Source organism: Streptomyces sp. NPDC087270 (genome assembly GCF_044744625.1).
Classification (GTDB): Bacteria; Actinomycetota; Actinomycetes; order Streptomycetales; family Streptomycetaceae; genus Actinacidiphila.
Genome location: NZ_JBIUYR010000009.1, coordinates 38,906 through 57,051, shown reverse-complemented (window position 1 = coordinate 57,051; position 18,146 = coordinate 38,906). Strand labels below are relative to the sequence as shown.

Here is an 18,146-nt window from a genome sequence, read left to right as displayed (position 1 = left end):
ACGCGATGGATGCCAAGGACCGCAACACCCAGGGCGCCCCCTACGGCCCGCCCCCTCCGCCGAGGCCCCCGAACACCCCGGTCCGGCGGCCGGCCGTGCCGCCGCCCGCACCCGCGCAGGCGCCGCCGCTGTCGGCGGTCGAACGCTGGCTGCGCACCCCGAGGGTGTCCGACGCGCCCGGCATCTACGCCTACGGGCACGTGCCCCGGCCGCCGGACGACCCCGACCGGATGACCGATCGCCGGCTGATCGGGGGAGCGGTGCTGGCGCTGGTGTGCGGGTTACTGCTGTGGTCGCTGATGCGCGACGGCTACATCCCGCTCTGGAAACGCCCGCTGACCCTTCTCACCCCGGGCACGTGGTGGCACAGCACCCCCCCGTCCCGGCTGGGCCAGTTCGCCGCGGCCTTTTACCAGTGCCTCTGGCTGGCGCTGCTCACCCACTACTTCGCCCGGATCGGCAGCTGGCGGGAGGTGGGCAGGCGCTATCTGCACGAGCCCCGTGCCAGAGCGGCGGCGGCCGCGGTGATCGGCGTGTGCGTATGGGTGCTGAGCGACAAGAAGTTCCTGCCGCTGATGTCGCTGATCCTGCCGTTCTATCCGCCCTCGTCGTTCCAGCACGGCGAGCAGGCGGCCCTGCGGGTGGAGTACGAGGTCGACGTGATCGTCGCGGTGCTCGTCGCGGTGGTCGCCGCCAGGTACGGGCGCTGGATCGAGCTGCTGCGCGGTCGCGGTGCCGCGAGCGGGCAGCAGCCGTACGGCGCCGGGGCCGTGCCGAAGCAGGGCCCCGGTGGCCCCGCGGCGCTCCCCGGCCCCGCCGAGTGGTCCGAGTTGCGCCAGGCGGGGTACGGCCTGGTGGCCGACCGGCTGGCGCAGGAGGTGCGGACCGGGCGGATGAACGACGTGGACTGCGTGCGGGTGCGGCAGTCGTGGCAGGCGGTGCACGGGCGGCCCGAGGGCGCGCGGGAGTTCGCGGACGTGGTGCTGCAACTCGGCGGGGCGGCGATGGCGCACCCGTCCGGCCATCGGGACCTGCCGCGGCGGACCGCGGACCACGACCTGCTCGCCGGCCAGGTGCGGATCGGCCGGGGCGTGGAGGACCCGCGCAACGGCTACCAGTACCGCGGCGCGGGTGTCGCCCTCGACCCGGGCGTGCTGGGCACCGGGCTGCTGGCCGTCGGGCCGCCTGGCGCGGACAAGGGCCGGCTGCTCATGCGCCCCGTCGTGGAGTCGCTGTGCCTGCAGGCGCTCGCCGGCCGCGCCGCGGTGGTGGCCGTCGCGGGCGCCGACGTCGACCTCGGCCCGACCGAGTCGTACGACATGGTGGTCTCGCTGGCCGACCCCGGCTCGCCGTGCGGCCTCGATCTGTACGGCGGCACCACCGACCCCGACCTGGCGGCCTGGGTGCTCGCCGAAGCGCTCACCGACGGGCCGGAGAACGAGCAGCGCCGGGCGGCCACGGCGCTCGGCCAACTGCTCGCCCCGTACGCCGCCGCGTACGGCCGGTTCCCCACCGTGCCCGTGCTGCGCGAACTGCTGGAGGGCCTGCCGCACGCCGTCGCCGAGCTGCGCGAGGCGGTCGACGCGGTGGGCATGCCGGGCCTGGTGCGTGAACTCGACGCGCGGGTGCGGCAGAGTGCCCGGTCCGGTGACGTCGGCACCGAACTCGCGGACCGGGTCGGGCTGCTCGACCGGCCCGCGTTCGCCGGGTTCTTCGACGGGTCGGGGCAGCGCCCGTCGTTCTCGATGCCCGCGCTGGCCCGGTCGGTGCGGGTCCGGGTCGTGCTGCCCGAGCACGGCCACACCGAGGCGTCCCGGATACTCGTCCGGCTGCTCCTCGCCCAGTTCACCGCCGCGGTCGCCGCGCGCCGGGACCGCTCGCTGTTCGCCTGCATCGTGGTCGACGACGCCACGCACGCGCTGTCGGAGGGCACGTTGCGCGCGCTGCCGTCGCTGCGCGGCCTGAACGCGGGCGCGATGTTCGGGCTCAGCTCGCTGGACGCGCTGCCGGAGGGGCTGCGCGGCGCCGTGGTCGGCGCGGTGGGCTGCCGGATGGTGTTCGCCGGGGTCTCACCCCGCGACGGCCGGTTCTTCTCCGAGACGTGGGGCACCATGCGGGTGCAGACCCGCGACATCACCCGGACCCCCGACCAGTCGGGCGGGCTGCCCCGGCGGCTGAGCCGGGGCGTGCGGCGGCTGTTCACCGGCGAGGTCGTCACCACCGAGTCGGTGACCGTCCGCGAGGTGGAGCGGGAGCGCTGGAGCGCCGCCGACCTGGCCCAGCAGGTGCCCGTGGGACACGCGGTGGTGTCGTTGACGACCACCTCGGGAGAGCACGCGCCGCCGGTTCTGGTCGATCTGCGAGCCTGAGCGAGGGTTGAGGTACGGTGCGGGGGAATCCAGGGTGTCGGCGACCGGTCGGCAGATCTCCGTCTCTGAACGGCACCAGGTAGGCATGCCTCTCACGCTCGCGTCGCTCGCGCACCACACGTCCCTCAAGCTCACCGTGCTCGCCGCGGGCGGCCGGCTGGGCGCCGAGGTGCGCTGGGTGCACACCAGCGAGCTGGAGGACCCGGCGCCGTATCTGGAGGGCGGGGAACTGCTGCTCACCACCGGGCTGAAGCTGGACACGGCCGACCCCGCGGCGGTGGCCGGATACGTCCGGCGGCTGGCGGCGGCGGGCGTGGTCGGGCTGGGCTTCGGCGTCGGGGTGGGACACGACGAGGTGCCGCGGGCCCTGGTCGCGGCGGCGGACGAAGTGGGGCTGCCGCTGCTGGAAGTGCCGCGGGCGACCCCGTTCATCGCGATCAGCAAGGCGGTGTCGGCGGCGGTGGCCGCGGACCAGTACCAGGCGGTGACGGCCGGGTTCGAGGCGCAGCGCGAGCTGACCAGGGCCGCGCTGGCCTCCGACGGCACCGGCGCCCTGCTGGCACGGCTGGCGGCGCACCTGAACGGCTGGGCGGCGCTGTACGACGCGTCCGGCGCGGTGCTGGCCGTGGCGCCGGAGTGGGCGGGCCGCAGGGCCGCGCGGTTGGGCGGCGAGATCGACCGGCTGCGGGCCGTCGCCGCGCCGGCGAGCGCGGCGGTGGCGGGTCCGGCCGGCAGCGAGGACCGGGTCGAGCTTCAGTCGCTGGGCACCGGGCGGCGCCCGCGCGGCTTCCTCGCGGTCGGCACCGAGGAGCGCCTCGACACCGCCGCGCGCTACGTGGTGCACGCGGCCGTCGCGCTGCTGACGCTCTCGCTGGAACAGTCCCGCGCCCTGGTCGCCGCGCAGGGCCGGCTCTCCGCGGCGCTGCTGCGGATGCTGCTGGCAGGCGAGGCGGCGCACGCCCGGGACACCGCGGGGCCGCTGTACGGCACGCTCCTGGACGCGCCGGTGCGGATGCTCATCGCCGAGCCGAGCGGAGCCTCCGCGGCCGCCGGGCCCGGGCCGGAGACGCCGGAGGTGCCGGACGCGCTGGCCCTGCTCGCGGAGCGCGCGGAGGCCGCGGCGGTCCGCGCCGCCGAGCCCCTGCTGGTCGTCTCCGAGGGCGAGCGGCTGATCGTGCTCGCCGCCGAGGGCGCCGCGGCGCTCACCGCGGCCACCGACCTGGCCGAGGCCGAGGACGGGCTCGCGGCCGGCCTGTCCGCGCCGCTGGACCCCGCCGACGCGCCCACCGCCCGCGGCCAGGCCGAGCGCGCCCTCGCGGTCGCCCGGCGGCGCGGGGTGAACCTGGTCGAGCACGGCGAGGTCGGCGTCGGCTCGGTCGTCCCGCTGCTCGCCGACGACGCGGTGCGGGCCTTCGCCGAGGGGCTGCTGCGGCCGTTGCGGGAGCACGACGCGACGTCGCGCGGGGACCTGGTGGCCTCGCTCGCCGCGTGGCTCGCCCACCACGGCCAGTGGGATGCCGCCGCCGCGGACCTCGGCGTGCACCGGCACACCTTGCGGTACCGGATGCGGCGGGTCGAGGAGATCCTCGGGCGCTCGCTGGACGACCCGGACGTCCGCATGGAGCTGTGGCTCGCCCTCAAAGCGGAAGCGTAGCCAGGGCGCCCTGACCCTTTGGGGTGCCCGGCCTCGTGGTCGCGGGGCCGTGCGGCGGGTGGCCGGGCTCGCTGCGGCAGACGGTCCCCGACCGGCGGGCCGAGGCACCCCGGCGGATCGGGGGCCCTGGCCAAGTTGTAGCGGAGGGTGGCGGGCGTGCTCCGCCGTGGACAAGGGAGGGGCGCGACGGCGCCGACTACTTTGGTCGCGCATCCGACGAAAGGGCGGGAACACCGTGACCACCACAGGCGCAGCCCCGTACGCGTTCTGGCTTGCCGGCCGCCCGGCCCGCGGCGAGGAGACGTTCGACGTGACCAGCTCGTGGGACGGCGGCCTGGTCGGCCGGGTCAGCGTGCCGGACGAGGACCAGGTCGAGCAGGCCGTCGCGGCGGCGGCCGGGGCGACCGACGCGTTCGCGGCGACCCCCGCCCACGTACGGGCCGCGGCGCTGGACCACGTGGCGAAGCAGCTGGCGGAGCGGGCCGAGGAACTGGCCGCCTTGATCACCGCGGAGAACGGCAAGCCGCTGAAGTGGGCGCGCGGCGAGGTCGGCCGCGCGGTGTCGGTGTTCCGCTGGGCCGCGGAGGAGGCGCGCCGCTTCAACGGCGGCGAGGCGCAGCGGCTGGACACCGACCCGGGCGGCGTCGGCCGGCTCGCGCTGACCCGCCGGTTCCCGCGCGGCCCGGTGCTGGGCATCGCGCCGTTCAACTTCCCGCTGAACCTGGTCGCGCACAAGGTCGCCCCGGCGCTCGCGGTCGGCGCGCCCATCATCCTCAAGCCCGCACCGGCCACCCCGCTGTCGGCGCTGCTGCTCGGCGAACTGCTCGCCGAGACCGAGGGACTGCCCGAGGGCGCCTGGAGCGTGCTGCCGGTGCCGAACGACAGGATGCCCGAGCTGGTGCGCGACCCGCGGCTGCCGGTGATCTCGTTCACCGGCTCCGACACCGTCGGGTACCAGATCATGGACTCCGTGCCGCGCAAGCACGTCACGCTGGAACTGGGCGGGAACGCCGCGGCGGTCGTGCTCGCGGACTGGTCGAGCGAACAGGACCTGGAGTGGGCGGCCACCCGGATCGCCACCTTCGCCAACTACCAGGCCGGCCAGTCCTGCATCTCGGTGCAGCGGGTCATCGCCGACGCGGCCGTGTACGACGCGCTCGCCGAGAAGGTCGTCGCCAAGGTGCGCGCCCAGGTCACCGGCGACCCCAACGACGCCGCCACCGACGTCGGCCCGCTGGTCAGCGAGGCCGCGGCCGAGCGCGTCGAGCAGTGGGTGGACGACGCCGTCGGCAAGGGCGCGAAGCTGCTCACCGGCGGCACCCGGGACGGGGCGACCTACGCGCCGACCGTCCTGGCGGACCTGCCGGGCGACGCGGTGCTGGCCACCGCGGAGGCGTTCGGGCCGGTGCTGTCACTGCACCGGGTCAACGGTGCCGAGGAGGCGTTCGCGGCCGTCAACGACTCCCGGTTCGGCCTGCAGACCGGCGTGTTCACCCATGACCTCCAGATCGCCTTCCGGGCCCACCGGGTCCTGGAGGTCGGCGGTGTGATCATCGGCGACGCGCCGTCCTACCGCGCCGACCAGATGCCGTACGGCGGGGTGAAGGACTCCGGGCACGGCCGCGAGGGCGTGAAGTACGCGATGGACGACTACACCTACGAGCGGGTGCTGGTGCTGACCGGGCTCGACCTGTAGGGCCCCGGGCGCCACCGCGGTAGGGCCGGGCCGTTGACAGCACGTCAGCGGCCCGGCCGTCCTTCTGTGGCTGGTATGCCGGACATGGGGTAGTACGGACACGGAGCACCGGTTCGAAGCCGGCCTACCCGGAGGTGACACACACCGTGTCCGCACCCACCGCAACACGCAACGTCTCAGAACGCGAAGCCCGACAGGTGGCCGAGGCCGCCCGCGAGCAGGACTGGCACAAGCCCAGCTTCGCCAAGGAGCTGTTCCTCGGCCGGCTCCGGCTCGACCTGATCCACCCGCACCCGCTGCCCGCGCCCGAGGCGGTGGCCAAGGGCGAGGCGTTCCTGGCGCAGCTCGGCGACTTCCTGCGCGCCGAGGTGGACAGCGCCCGGATCGAGCGCGACGCGCTGATCCCCGACGAGGTGGTGCGCGGCCTGAAGGAACTGGGCGCGTTCGGCATGAAGATCGACGAGTCCTACGGCGGTCTCGGCCTCACCCAGGTGTACTACAACAAGGCGCTGGCCATGGTCGGCTCGGTGAGCCCCGCGGTCGGCGCGCTGCTGTCGGCCCACCAGTCGATCGGCGTGCCGCAGCCGCTGAAGATGTTCGGCACCCAGGAGCAGAAGGACGCGTTCCTGCCGCGCTGCGCCCGTACCGACATCAGCGCCTTCCTGCTCACCGAGCCGGACGTCGGCTCGGACCCGGCCCGGCTGGCCACCACCGCAGTGCCCGACGGCGACGACTACCTGCTCGACGGCGTCAAGCTGTGGACCACCAACGGGGTCGTCGCCGACCTGCTGGTGGTGATGGCCCGGGTGCCGCGCTCCGAGGGCCACCCGGGCGGCATCAGCGCCTTCGTGGTCGAGGCGGACTCCGAGGGCATCACCGTGGAGAACCGCAACGCCTTCATGGGGCTGCGCGGCATCGAGAACGGCGTCACCCGGCTCCACCAGGTGCGGGTGCCCGCGGCCAACCGGATCGGCCCCGAGGGCGCCGGCCTGAAGATCGCGCTGACCACCCTCAACACCGGCCGGCTCTCGCTGCCCGCGGCCTGTGTCGGTGCGGCCAAGTGGTGCCTGAAGGTGGCCCGTCAGTGGTCGGCGGCCCGCGAGCAGTGGGGCAAGCCGATCGCCGAGCACGAGGCGGTCGGCTCGAAGATCGCGTACATGGCGGCCACCACCTTCGCGCTGGAGGCCGTGGTCGACCTGTCCTCGCAGATGGCCGACGAGGACCGCAACGACATCCGGATCGAGGCCGCGCTCGCCAAGCTCTTCGGCTCCGAGGCGTCCTGGAAGATGGCCGACGAGCTGGTGCAGATCCGCGGCGGCCGCGGCTTCGAGACCGCCGACTCGCTCGCCGCCCGCGGCGAGCGCGCGATTCCCGCCGAGCAGATGCTCCGCGACCTGAGGATCAACCGGATCTTCGAGGGCTCCACCGAGATCATGCACTTGCTGATCGCCCGCGAAGCCGTCGACGCCCACCTGTCGGTCGCCGGCGACCTCATCGACCCCGACAGCACGCTCGCCGACAAGGCCAGGGCGGGCGCCAAGGCCGGCGGGTTCTACGCCCGCTGGCTGCCGAAGCTCGTCGCGGGCCCCGGCCAACTTCCCACCTCCTACGCCGAGTTCGGCGACCTCGCCGGGCATCTGCGGTACATCGAGCGCACCTCCCGCAAGCTCGCCCGCAGCACCTTCTACGCCATGTCCCGCTGGCAGGGCCGGATGGAGCTGAAGCAGAACTTCCTGGCCAGGATCGTGGACATCGGCGCCGAGCTGTTCGCGATGAGCGCGGTGTGCGTGCGCGCCGAGTACCTGGCCGCCGAGGGCGAGCACGGCCCGGCCGCCCGGGGCCTGGCCGACGCGTTCTGCCGCCAGTCCCGGGTCCGGGTGGAGGAGCTCTTCGCCCTCCTGTGGGCCAACACCGACGGCCCCGACCGGCACCTGGCCAAGGCCGTCCTCGACGGCAAGGTCGAGTGGCTGGAGGAGGGCATCGTGGACCCCGTCCGGGACGGCGCGTGGATCGCCGACGCGACCCCCGGGCCGTCCACGGCCGACAACGTACGGCGCCCGGTGCGCTGAACCCCCGCGGGTCGGCTCGCCCGCGTGGCGGGCCGGCCGCGGCGGGCGCCGGCGCGGGCAGGGGCGTCAACCCGCCGCCCGGGCCCGCACCCCCCACCGGTTCCCACCGGCCCCCCGCGCGTCCGGCGCTCTCCACAGCCGCCGGGCGTACCCTGACCACCGCCCCGTGCGGACCGCCGCACCGGCCCGCGCACCGGGGCGCACACCGACCACCCGCCGTACACCGCCCGCCACCCGCCGCGACCCCGCCCGACCCGGGCCCGTGCGTGGACAAGGGGCCGGGCAGGACAGAATGACCCCATGACGGACGCTCTCGCAGACCCCCACTACCGCCCGCACGTCCCCGCCGGACCCGACGACGGGCCCCGGGACATCGTGATCCTCGGTTCGACCGGGTCGATCGGCACCCAGGCGATCGACGTGGTGCTGCGCAACCCCGACCGGTTCCGCGTGGTCGCGCTGTCGGCCGCGGGCGGGCGGGTCGCGCTGCTGGCCGAGCAGGCGCACCGGTTGGAGGTGCGCGCCGTCGCCGTCGCCGACGAGAAGGCGGTGCCCGCGCTGCGCGAGGCGCTGGCCGAGCGGTACGGCAGCCGGCCGCTGCCGGAGATCCTCGCCGGGCCGCAGGCCGCCACCGAGCTCGCCGGCCTGGAGTGCCACTCCGTGCTCAACGGCATCACCGGCTCCATCGGCCTGCGTCCCACGCTCGCCGCGCTGGCCGCCGGCCGGGTGCTGATTCTCGCCAACAAGGAGTCGCTGATCGTCGGCGGCCCGCTGGTGAAGGCGCTCGCCAGGCCCGGCCAGGTGGTGCCGGTGGACTCCGAGCACTCCGCGCTCTTCCAGGCGCTGCTGGGCGGCAGCCGGGCCGAGGTCCGCAAGCTGGTGGTCACCGCCTCCGGCGGGCCGTTCCGCGGCCGCACCCGCGCCGAGTTGGCCGGCGTCACCGTCGAGCAGGCCATGGCCCACCCGACCTGGGACATGGGGCCGGTGGTGACGATCAACTCCGCGACCCTGGTCAACAAGGGCCTCGAGGTGATCGAGGCGCACCTGCTCTTCGACGTGCCGTTCGACCGGATCGAGGTCGTCGTCCACCCGCAGTCCTACATCCACTCGATGGTGGAGTTCGCCGACGGCTCCACCCTCGCGCAGGCCAGCCCGCCGGACATGCGGATGCCGATCGCGCTGGGCCTGGGCTGGCCGCACCGGGTGCCGGACGCCGCGCCGGGCGTCGACTGGACGAAAGCGGCCACCTGGGAGTTCTTCCCGCTCGACAACGACGCGTTCCCTTCCGTCGCACTGGCCCGACATGTCGGTAGCCTCGGAGGCACCGCGCCCGCGGTGTTCAACGCGGCCAACGAGGAATGCGTCGAAGCCTTCCGCACCGGCCGGCTGCCGTTCACCGGGATCGTGGACACCGTGGCCAGGGTCGTCGAGGAGCACGGCACGCCGGCGTCGGGAACTCGACTGACGGTCGAGGACGTCCTCGAAGCGGAGACCTGGGCGCGGGCCCGGGCCGGTGAACTGGCGCAAGCAACGGAGGCAGCAGGCGTATGACGGCTCTCATGACGGTCCTCGGCATAGTCGTCTTCGCCGTCGGTCTGATGATCTCCATCGCGTGGCACGAGTTGGGCCACCTGACCTGGGCCAAGATCTTCAAGATCCGCGTACCGCAGTACATGGTCGGCTTCGGCCCCACCTTGTGGTCGCGCAAGAAGGGCGACACCGAGTACGGCTTCAAGGCGATCCCGCTGGGCGGCTACATCCGGATGATCGGCATGTTCCCGCCCGGTGAGGACGGCCGGATCACCGCCCGCTCCACCTCGCCGTGGCGCAGCATGATCGAGGACGCCAGGACCGCCGCGTACGAGGAGCTCCAACCGGGCGACGAGACGCGGATGTTCTACACGCGCAAGCCCTGGAAGCGCGTCATCGTCATGTTCGCCGGGCCGTTCATGAACCTCGTGCTCGCCGTCGCGCTGTTCCTCACCGTCTTCATGGGCTTCGGCATCAGCATGTCGACCACCGTGGTCGGCCAGGTCAGCGACTGCGTGATCTCGCAGGCTGACACCTCCCACCGCGACGCGAACAACCCGTGCCGCGCGTCCGACCCGGTGGCGCCGGCCAAGACCGCCGGGCTCAAGGCGGGCGACAAGTTCGTGGAGTTCAACGGCAAGCCGGTGAAGAACTGGTCGGAGCTGTCCGAGGACATCCGCAAGGGCGCGGGACCGGCCACCATCGTGGTGCTGCGGCACGGCCAGCGGGTCACCCTGCACCCGGACATCACCACCAACACGGTGGCCAAGACCGACAGCGACGGCAACCCGACCGACGGCAACCCGGTGAAGGCCGGCTTCCTCGGCTTCAGCCCGGCCAGCCACATCCAGCCGCTCGGCTTCGCCGACTCCGTCGACCACATGGGCGACATGGCCAAGCAGGGCGTCGACTCGCTGGTCTCGCTGCCCAAGCGCATCCCCGACCTGTGGAACGCGGCCTTCCACCACGCGCCGCGCAAGGCGGACTCGCCGATGGGCGTGGTCGGCGCGGCCCGGGTCGGCGGCGAGGTCTTCGCGATGAAGGCGCCCGCCATCGACCGGGTGGTGACGATGGTCATGCTCGTGGCCGGCTTCAACCTGTCGCTGTTCCTGTTCAACATGCTCCCGCTGCTGCCGCTGGACGGCGGCCACATCGCGGGCGCGCTGTGGGAGGCGATCCGGCGACACGCCGCCCGGGTCTTCCGCCGTCCCGACCCCGGACCGTTCGACGTGGCCAAGCTCATGCCGATCGCCTATGTCGTGGCCGGAATCTTCGTGTGCTTCACACTGCTGGTTCTGATCGCGGATGTGGTCAACCCGGTCAAACTGAGTTCGTAATGGCCCGAGCCGGGTGAGAGTCGTGGGCGGGGTGTCGTAATCTCGATGCTGGAGCCCGCCCACGACGGGACCTCGTTCCACACCTTGGGGATGCCACGCAGATGACCGCGATTTCGCTCGGTATGCCGGATGTTCCGACCAAACTCGCCGACCGCCGCAAAAGCCGTCAGATCCAGGTCGGGAGCGTCGCGGTGGGCGGCGACGCGCCGGTCTCCGTGCAGTCGATGACCACCACCCGCACTTCCGATATCGGCGCCACCCTCCAGCAGATCGCCGAGCTGACCGCGTCCGGCTGCCAGATCGTCCGGGTCGCCTGCCCCACCCAGGACGACGCCGACGCGCTCGCCACCATCGCCCGGAAGTCCCAGATCCCGGTCATCGCCGACATCCACTTCCAGCCGAAGTACGTCTTCGCGGCGATCGACGCGGGCTGCGCGGCGGTCCGGGTCAACCCCGGCAACATCAAGCAGTTCGACGACAAGGTCAAGGAGATCGCCAAGGCCGCCTCGGCGGCGGGCGTGCCGATCCGGATCGGCGTCAACGCCGGCTCGCTGGACCGCCGGCTGCTGGAGAAGTACGGCAAGGCCACCCCCGAGGCGCTGGTCGAGTCCGCGCTGTGGGAGGCGTCGCTCTTCGAGGAGCACGACTTCCGCGACATCAAGATCTCCGTGAAGCACAACGACCCGGTGGTCATGGTCAACGCCTACCGGCAGCTCGCGCAGCAGTGCGACTACCCCCTGCACCTCGGCGTCACCGAGGCGGGGCCGGCCTTCCAGGGCACCATCAAGTCCGCGGTGGCCTTCGGCGCGCTGCTCGCCGAGGGCATCGGCGACACCATCCGGGTCTCGCTGTCCGCGCCGCCCGCCGAGGAGGTCAAGGTCGGCATCCAGATCCTGGAGTCGCTGAACCTGCGCCAGCGCCGCCTGGAGATCGTCTCCTGCCCGTCCTGCGGCCGCGCCCAGGTCGACGTCTACAAGCTCGCCGACCAGGTCTCCGCCGGCCTGGACGGCATGGAGGTCCCGCTGCGGGTCGCCGTGATGGGCTGCGTCGTCAACGGCCCCGGCGAGGCCCGCGAGGCCGACCTCGGTGTCGCCTCCGGCAACGGCAAGGGGCAGATCTTCGTCAAGGGCGAGGTCATCAAGACCGTGCCCGAGTCGCAGATCGTCGAGACCCTGATCGAGGAGGCCATGAAGCTGGCCGAGCAGATGGAGGCGGCCGGTGCCGCGTCCGGTGAGCCGCAGGTGAGCGTCTCCTGACCGCACGTCTCCGGCCGGGTGCCGCGTTCGGGGCACCGAACGCGGCACCCGGCGCACCCGACCGCAGCCGCCCGCGGTGCCCGCTGACCTCGTCCGCCGAGGAGCGCGGACCGTACGGTCAGGCGCGCCCGTGCTGACCCAACCGACCGCCCGCGTCCTCGAACCGGGCGATCTCGACGCCGCCCTCGCGGTCCTGGACCGGGACCCGGTCGCCAACGCGTTCGTCACCTCGCGGGTCAACATCGCCGGCCTCGACCCCTGGCGGCTCGGCGGCGAGATGTGGGGCTGGTACTCCGCCGGCCGCCTCACCTCGCTCTGCTACGCGGGCGCAAACCTCGTGCCGATCTGCGCCACCCCCGAGGCCGTCAGCGCGTTCGCCGACCGCGCCCGCAGGGCCGGCCGCCGCTGCTCGTCGATCGTCGGCCCGGTCGACGCCACCGCCGACCTGTGGGCACGGCTCGAACCGTACTGGGGTCCCGCCCGCGAGGTGCGCGCCCGGCAGCCCCTGATGACCACCCGCGCGCTGCCCGCCGACGTGGCCCCCGACCCGCTCGTCCGCCGGGTGCAGCGCAACGAGATGGAGGTGATCATGCCCGCCTGCGTGGCCATGTTCACCGAGGAGGTCGGCGTCTCGCCGATGGCCGGCGACGGTGGGCTGCTCTACCAGGCGCGGGTCGCCGAACTCGTCTCCGCGGGGCGGGCGTTCGCCCGGATCGAGGACGGCGAGGTGGTGTTCAAGGCCGAGATCGGCGCTGTCACCCGGCACACCTGCCAGATCCAGGGCGTCTGGGTCGCCCCCTCGCACCGCGGCCGCGGCCTGTCCGAGACCGGCATGGCCGCGGTCCTGCACTACGCCCTGCGCGACGTCGCCCCGGTCGCCAGCCTCTACGTCAACGACTTCAACACCCCCGCCCGCGCCGCCTACCACCGCGTCGGCTTCACGGAAGTCGGCGCCCTGATGTCCGTGTTGTTCTGAGCCCCGGAGCAGAGCTCGCCCGGTGCCCGGGAGGAGGGGGCGGGCGGGAGGCGATAGGGTCGCGCGTCATGGAGAACGTGGTGGTCGGCCCGTGTGCGCTCAGCGAGCACGTGGACGAGGCGCTGGGCGTGCAGGCGGTGGCGTTCGGGCTCGGGCCGGAGGAGGTCGCGATCCGCCGGCAGATCGTGCTGCGCCACCTGGCGTGCAGGGGCGCGCGGGCGCTGGCCGCACACAGCACATCCGACGGCCGGATGGTCGGCTTCGTCTACGGCCTGCCCAACGACCGCGCGCACTGGTGGTCGAGCGTGGTCCAGCCGTACCTGCGCGCGCAGGGCAACGACGGCTGGCTCGACGACTCCTTCGTGATCACCGAACTGCATGTGCTGCCCGACTTCCAGTCCCGCGGCATCGGCCGCCGGCTGATCACCGAGATCACCGACACCGCCACCGAGCCGCGCAGCATCCTCTCCGCGATCGACGGCGAGAGCCCCGCCCGCCATCTGTACCGCGCGCTCGGCTACCGCGACCTGGCCCGCCCCGTGCACTTCCCCAGCGCGCCCCGCCCCTACGCCGTGATGGGCGCCCCGCTGCCGCTGTCGCGCCGCCCGGAATAACCGCTACGGCCCCCGCCCGCCCGCTGGATATCCTCGCCGGACCTTCGAGGAACACGGAGAACACGATGGTCCTGCGCATGTCCAGGCTGCTGCTCAAGACGTTGCGTGACGACCCGGCCGACGCGGAGACCACCAGCCACAAGCTGCTGGTCCGGGCCGGGTACGTACGCCGCTCGTCGGCGGGAGTGTGGAGCTGGCTGCCGCTGGGCAAGCGCGTGCTGGACAACGTGTCCCGGATCGTCCGCGAGGAGATGGACGCGATCGGCGGCCAGGAGGTGCTGCTGCCCGCGCTGCTGCCCCGCGAGACGTACGACGCCACCGGCCGCGCCGACGAGTACGGTGACCTGCTCTTCACGCTCACCGACCGCAAGGGGACCGACTACGTCCTCGGGCCCACCCACGAGGAGAGCTTCACCCTGTTGGTGAAGGACCAGGTCACCTCCTACCGCGACCTGCCGGTGATCCTCTACCAGATCCAGACCAAGTACCGCGACGAGGCCCGGCCCCGCTCCGGGGTGCTGCGCGGCCGCGAGTTCCAGATGAAGGACGCCTACTCCTTCGACCTCGCGGCGGAGGGGCTCGCCGAGGCGTACCGGCTGCACCGGGAGGCGTACACCCGGATCTTCCGCCGGCTCGGCCTGGACTTCCGGATCGTCTCCGCGGTGTCCGGGGCGATGGGCGGCTCGGCGTCCGAGGAGTTCCTGGCGCCCGCCGCGGCCGGCGAGGACACCTTCGCGGACTGCCCGGAGTGCGACTACGCCGCCAACACCGAAGCGGTCGTCTTCACCGCGCAGGTCCCCGCGGCGGCCGACCCCGGCCCGGTCGAGGAACTGGACACCCCCGGCACCGCCACCGTCGAGGCGCTGGCCGCCGCGGTGTCGGTGCCCGCCGCCGCGATCCTGAAGAACCTGCTGGTGAAGGTCGACGGCGAGATCACCGCGGTCGGCGTGCCCGGCGACCGCGAGGTGGACCTCGGCAAGCTCGCCGAGCACCTCGCCCCCGCCACCGTCGAGATCGTCACTGCCGAGGACTTCGCCGCCCGGCCCGACCTGGTACGCGGCTACGTCGGCCCGCAGGGCCTGAGCACGCTGGGCATCCGCTACCTCGCCGATCCCCGGGTCGCCGCCGGCACCGCCTGGGTCACCGGCGCCAACAAGCCCGGCCGGCACGCCGCCAACGTGGTGTGCGGCCGTGACTTCACCGTCGACCGCCACCTCGATGTCGTCACCGTCGAGGCCGGCGACCCCTGTCCCCGCTGCGGCGCCGGGCTGCGGCTGGACCGCGCCATCGAGATCGGCCACATCTTCCAGCTCGGCCGCAAGTACGCCGACGTCTTCCGCCTCGACGTCCTCGGCCCCGACGGCAAGCCGGCCCGCGTCACCATGGGCTGCTACGGCATCGGGGTCTCCCGCGCCGTCGCCGCCCTCGCCGAGCAGACCGCCGACGCCCACGGGTTGTGCTGGCCCGCCGAGGTCGCCCCCGCCGACGTCCACGTGGTCGCCGCGGGCAAGGGGGGCGCGGCCGAGCTTGCCGCCCGCGCGGCCGACGAACTCGACGCCGCCGGGCTGCGGGTCCTCCTCGACGACCGCGACGGGGTCTCGCCGGGGGCGAAGTTCACGGACGCCGAGTTGATCGGGGTGCCCCGTGTGCTCGTTGCCGGCCGCCGCGCGGCCGACGACGTCCTCGAACTCCGCGACCGCCGCACCGGCACCCGTGAGGACCTCCCCCTGACCGACGCGGTCGCCCGTCTCCGGGGTGCCTGACCCCCGGGGTCCGGTGTCCTGTCGGTTCAGGGACCACCCCCCGGTGGCGAGCCGGCCGCGCAGTTCCCCGCGCCCCTGGGTGATTGCCCCTTGCGGTCGGGCCTTCGCCATCCCTCCAGTGGGTGGCCTGGCGCTCAGCTCTCCCCCCGGCTTCGCCGGGAAGTACCCCCTGCCCCTGGGCCGGTGACGCTCTTTTCGCGGAAAAGCCGCGGAAATCCAGGGGCGCGGGGAACTGCGCGGGTAACCGGTCACCGGGTGGTACTCGGGAGCGGCGCGCGGCACGGCGCGGCGGGGAGCCGCGCGGGCGGCCACTGACCGGCCTGTGGCCGGGGACTGGCGTCGGCCAGGATGGCGTGTGGCCGAAGGGGCGCGGGGAACTGCGCGGGCAACGGGCCACCGGGTGGTACTCGGGAGCGGCGCGCGGCATGCCGTGGCGGGGAGCCGCGCGGGCGGCCACTGACCGGCCTGTGGCCGGGGACTGGCGTTGGCCAGGATGGCGTGTAGCCGAAGGGGCGCGGGGAACTGCGCGGGTAACCGGTCACCGGGTGGTACTCGGGAGCGGCGCGCGGCATGCCGCGGCGGGGAGCCGCGCGGGCGGCCACTGACCGGCCTGTGGCCGGGGACTGGCGTCGGCCAGGATGGCGTGTAGCCGAAGGGGCGCGGGGAACTGCGCGGCCTGCCACCGGCCGGCCTGTGGTCGGGGACTGGCGTCGGCCAGGATGGCGTGTAGCCGAAGGGGCGCGGGGAACTGCGCGGGCAACCGGTCACCGGGTGGCACCCGGGAGCGGCGCCCGGCACGCCTTGGCGGGGAGCCGTACCGTACGCGCGGCGCAGCGCGGCGGGGAGCCGAAACGGCTACAACCAGGTCGCGAACTCCAGGAGGAGTTCGCCGTCTTCGCGGCCACCGACCGCCAACCCCCACACGCCCGCCTCGACCGCACGGAAGAACGCCCAGCCGCGGAGCCGTTCCGGGTCCACCTCGAGGGAATCCGCCAGCTTCGCCAGGCGCCGCCGGGCCGCCGCCCGGGAACCCGGCTGCGCGGCGAGCGTGGAGAGCCGGTCCCGTACCAGCCACGCCAGGTCGTACGCCCGCTCGCCGACGAGCGGCTTGGGGTCGATCGCCAGCCATGGCATGCGGTCCCCGGCCAGCACGTTCCCGTGGTGGTAGTCGCCGTGCAGCAGCACCGCCTCGGGGGCGGTGCCGACCAGGCTCTCCCAGCGGGCCAGCGCCTCGTCGATCAGCGGCCGCGCGTCCTCGGCGTACGGCTGCCCGCGCCGCTCCCGCAGCAGCGGCACCAGCGCGCCGGTGTACTCCTCGACCGTGGTGAACGGGTGCGCGTCGGCGGGTGCCACCCACAGCCGCTGGAGCACCCCGGCGGCTTCGAGCATCGCCTTCGGTTCGGCGAGCGAGCGCAGCGACACGTCGGCGTGCAGCCGCTCCAGCAGCATCGCGCCCTGCTCCGGATCGGCCCGCAGCAGGCGTACGGCGCCGCGCCCGCCCCAGTGCGCGAGCGCCGCGTGCTCCTGCGCGGTCTCCCGGTTGACCATGCCGACCTTGAGCACCGCCGGCGTGCCGTCGTCCGTGCGGACCAGCACGATCATGCTGATCTGGCCGCCCGCGGCGAAGACCCGCTCCGCGGTGAGCCCCCACCGGTCGAGGTAGCCGGCGACAGTCTCCGGCAGCCGGGCCAGCCACGCGCGACCGGCCTCGCCCTCCCAGGCGGTGACGGTGCGGGTGAGCCGCTCGGGCGGTTCGAGGGCCAGGTCCGCCGACCGGTCGCCCTCGCCGCCGCCCTCGTGCGCCGCTGCGCTCATCGTGTCGCGTTCCCTCCGTCGTACGCCCCCTGCGGCCCGCCGGTCAGCGCTCCTCGGTCAACCCCGGGAAGGCTACGCCGCCGCCGGTCCAGCGCACGGCACGCACCGCCGCCTCGCGCAGCGCGCCCGCCGCGTCCTGCCGTATCCCGCCTATCGCCGCCGCCACCAGGTCGCCGTAGGCGCCCGCGACGTGCTCCTCCAGGTACCCGGCCAGCCGCAGCGCGTCGGCGGACCCGGTCACCGCGAAGGGGAGCCGGTAGCCGGCGGCCGCGGCCACCGGGACGGCGCCCAGGTCCGCCACGGTGCGGGCCATCGAGTCCCGGCGGGCGCGGTGCGCGTCGTACGCCTGCCGCGCCTCGGCCTTGCGGGAGTCGGCCACCTTGCCGCCGACCACGCTGTAGCCGTAGACGGCCGCGTGTTCTGCCGCGAGGGCGGCCTGCGCGGCGTCGACGATCGTGCTCACCGTGCGCTCACTTTCCGGCCGGGCGGCCGAGCAGGACGACATGGCCCGCGCCGGCCGCGGCCACCGAGGCCAGCAGCCGGGCGAGGGCGCCCGGCGCGTCGAGCAGTGTGGCGGACCGGCGGTCGGCGAGCGCGCGCTCGGCGGCGGCGAGCGCGGCCAGGGCCTTGTCGGCGGTGGCGGGCACGGCGGACGCCGAGCCCGTGGAGGTGGGAGTCGCCGGAGACCCCGTGCTGTTGCTGTTGCTGTTGCTGTTGCCGTTGCCGTTGCCGGACGCCGGAGACGACGGGGCGGCGGGGGCCCGGCCGCCGAAGGCCCGCACATGCGCGGCGGTGTCCGCCCGCAGCGGTGCCAGCCGCGCGGCCAGTGTCGGGTACGCCGCGATCACCGCGTCGTACCGCGCGACCAGTGCGGTGCTGTCCCGGGCCTCGCGTGCCTGCCGCGCCGCGTCCGGCGCGTCGTCGGCCCGCACGGCGGTGGAGGCACTGCCCCGGCCGCCGGAGCACCCCGCCACCACACCGACGGTTGCCATGGCCACGGCGCTACGCCGGGTCAGCTTCGGGATCATGACAGGGAGTGTAGGGGTGACGCGGCGGCGTCCGGGCGG

At 74.1% G+C, this 18,146-nt stretch carries 13 protein-coding genes; 10 read left to right on the top strand and 3 right to left on the bottom strand.

Annotated features, from left to right (window positions below; translation table 11 throughout):
* Nucleotides 1-5 precede the first annotated feature (5 nt).
* From ACIPAE_RS19140 to ACIPAE_RS19095, 10 genes are all read left to right on the top strand, one after another.
* Nucleotides 6-2,369, top strand: a complete 2,364-nt coding sequence (locus ACIPAE_RS19140) for an ATP/GTP-binding protein (RefSeq protein WP_402446570.1) — start codon at nt 6-8, stop codon at nt 2,367-2,369.
* An 85-nt stretch (nt 2,370-2,454) separates the two neighbouring features.
* Complete coding sequence (locus ACIPAE_RS19135; RefSeq protein ID WP_366413230.1) at nt 2,455-4,023, top strand: PucR family transcriptional regulator; 1,569 nt, start codon at nt 2,455-2,457, stop codon at nt 4,021-4,023.
* Between the two features lie 235 nt (nt 4,024-4,258).
* Nucleotides 4,259-5,719: an aldehyde dehydrogenase family protein gene (locus ACIPAE_RS19130; protein ID WP_402446568.1), complete on the top strand. Its 1,461-nt coding sequence runs from the start codon at nt 4,259-4,261 to the stop codon at nt 5,717-5,719.
* 146 nt (nt 5,720-5,865) lie between these two features.
* The gene (locus ACIPAE_RS19125; RefSeq protein ID WP_402446567.1) at nt 5,866-7,788 is read left to right on the top strand and encodes an acyl-CoA dehydrogenase family protein; all 1,923 of its coding nucleotides are present in this window, start codon (nt 5,866-5,868) and stop codon (nt 7,786-7,788) included.
* A 300-nt stretch (nt 7,789-8,088) separates the two neighbouring features.
* Entirely contained in the window at nt 8,089-9,339 is a 1,251-nt protein-coding gene (gene dxr / locus ACIPAE_RS19120) for a 1-deoxy-D-xylulose-5-phosphate reductoisomerase (protein WP_402446565.1), read from the top strand.
* A complete protein-coding gene (locus ACIPAE_RS19115) occupies nt 9,336-10,655 on the top strand; it encodes a site-2 protease family protein (RefSeq protein WP_329364127.1) in 1,320 nt (439 codons plus the stop codon). The genes dxr and ACIPAE_RS19115 overlap by 4 nt, the downstream gene beginning before the upstream one ends.
* Nucleotides 10,656-10,756: 101 nt before the next feature.
* Nucleotides 10,757-11,911 carry a flavodoxin-dependent (E)-4-hydroxy-3-methylbut-2-enyl-diphosphate synthase gene (ispG, locus tag ACIPAE_RS19110; RefSeq protein WP_328470094.1) on the top strand — a complete coding sequence of 385 codons (1,155 nt, stop codon included), beginning with the start codon at nt 10,757-10,759 and terminating at the stop codon, nt 11,909-11,911.
* A 130-nt stretch (nt 11,912-12,041) separates the two neighbouring features.
* Nucleotides 12,042-12,887 (top strand): GNAT family N-acetyltransferase, encoded by an 846-nt coding sequence (locus ACIPAE_RS19105; RefSeq protein ID WP_329364126.1) that lies wholly within the window; start codon nt 12,042-12,044, stop codon nt 12,885-12,887.
* Between the two features lie 68 nt (nt 12,888-12,955).
* Nucleotides 12,956-13,501, top strand: a complete 546-nt coding sequence (locus ACIPAE_RS19100) for a GNAT family N-acetyltransferase (RefSeq protein WP_402446562.1) — start codon at nt 12,956-12,958, stop codon at nt 13,499-13,501.
* A 65-nt stretch (nt 13,502-13,566) separates the two neighbouring features.
* The gene (locus ACIPAE_RS19095) at nt 13,567-15,264 is read left to right on the top strand and encodes a proline--tRNA ligase (RefSeq protein WP_402446559.1); all 1,698 of its coding nucleotides are present in this window, start codon (nt 13,567-13,569) and stop codon (nt 15,262-15,264) included.
* Nucleotides 15,265-16,119: 855 nt separating this feature from the next.
* Here the strand turns inward: ACIPAE_RS19095 and ACIPAE_RS19090 are convergent.
* From ACIPAE_RS19090 to ACIPAE_RS19080, 3 genes are read right to left on the bottom strand one after another with little or no spacing between them, the layout of a single operon-like run.
* Complete coding sequence (locus ACIPAE_RS19090; protein ID WP_329364124.1) at nt 16,120-17,079, bottom strand: aminoglycoside phosphotransferase family protein; 960 nt, start codon at nt 17,077-17,079, stop codon at nt 16,120-16,122.
* Between the two features lie 43 nt (nt 17,080-17,122).
* A complete protein-coding gene (locus tag ACIPAE_RS19085; RefSeq protein ID WP_329364123.1) occupies nt 17,123-17,584 on the bottom strand; it encodes a ferritin-like domain-containing protein in 462 nt (153 codons plus the stop codon).
* On the bottom strand, nt 17,550-18,107 hold the full coding sequence (locus ACIPAE_RS19080; protein ID WP_402446556.1) for a hypothetical protein: 558 nt from the start codon (nt 18,105-18,107) through the stop codon (nt 17,550-17,552). The genes ACIPAE_RS19085 and ACIPAE_RS19080 overlap by 35 nt, the downstream gene beginning before the upstream one ends.
* Nucleotides 18,108-18,146 lie beyond the last annotated feature (39 nt).

Excerpts from the sequence above, each read along its gene's own strand:
- ACIPAE_RS19140 (WP_402446570.1), top strand. The coding sequence starts at position 6 with ATGGATGCCAAGGACCGCAACACCCAGGGCGCCCCCTACGGCCCGCCC.
- ACIPAE_RS19135 (WP_366413230.1), top strand. The coding sequence starts at position 2,455 with ATGCCTCTCACGCTCGCGTCGCTCGCGCACCACACGTCCCTCAAGCTC.
- dxr (WP_402446565.1), top strand. The coding sequence starts at position 8,089 with ATGACGGACGCTCTCGCAGACCCCCACTACCGCCCGCACGTCCCCGCC.
- ACIPAE_RS19115 (WP_329364127.1), top strand. The coding sequence starts at position 9,336 with ATGACGGCTCTCATGACGGTCCTCGGCATAGTCGTCTTCGCCGTCGGT.
- ispG (WP_328470094.1), top strand. The coding sequence starts at position 10,757 with ATGACCGCGATTTCGCTCGGTATGCCGGATGTTCCGACCAAACTCGCC.
- ACIPAE_RS19100 (WP_402446562.1), top strand. The coding sequence starts at position 12,956 with ATGGAGAACGTGGTGGTCGGCCCGTGTGCGCTCAGCGAGCACGTGGAC.
- ACIPAE_RS19095 (WP_402446559.1), top strand. The coding sequence starts at position 13,567 with ATGGTCCTGCGCATGTCCAGGCTGCTGCTCAAGACGTTGCGTGACGAC.
- ACIPAE_RS19090 (WP_329364124.1), bottom strand. The coding sequence starts at position 17,079 with ATGAGCGCAGCGGCGCACGAGGGCGGCGGCGAGGGCGACCGGTCGGCG.
- ACIPAE_RS19085 (WP_329364123.1), bottom strand. The coding sequence starts at position 17,584 with ATGTCGTCCTGCTCGGCCGCCCGGCCGGAAAGTGAGCGCACGGTGAGC.
- ACIPAE_RS19080 (WP_402446556.1), bottom strand. The coding sequence starts at position 18,107 with ATGATCCCGAAGCTGACCCGGCGTAGCGCCGTGGCCATGGCAACCGTC.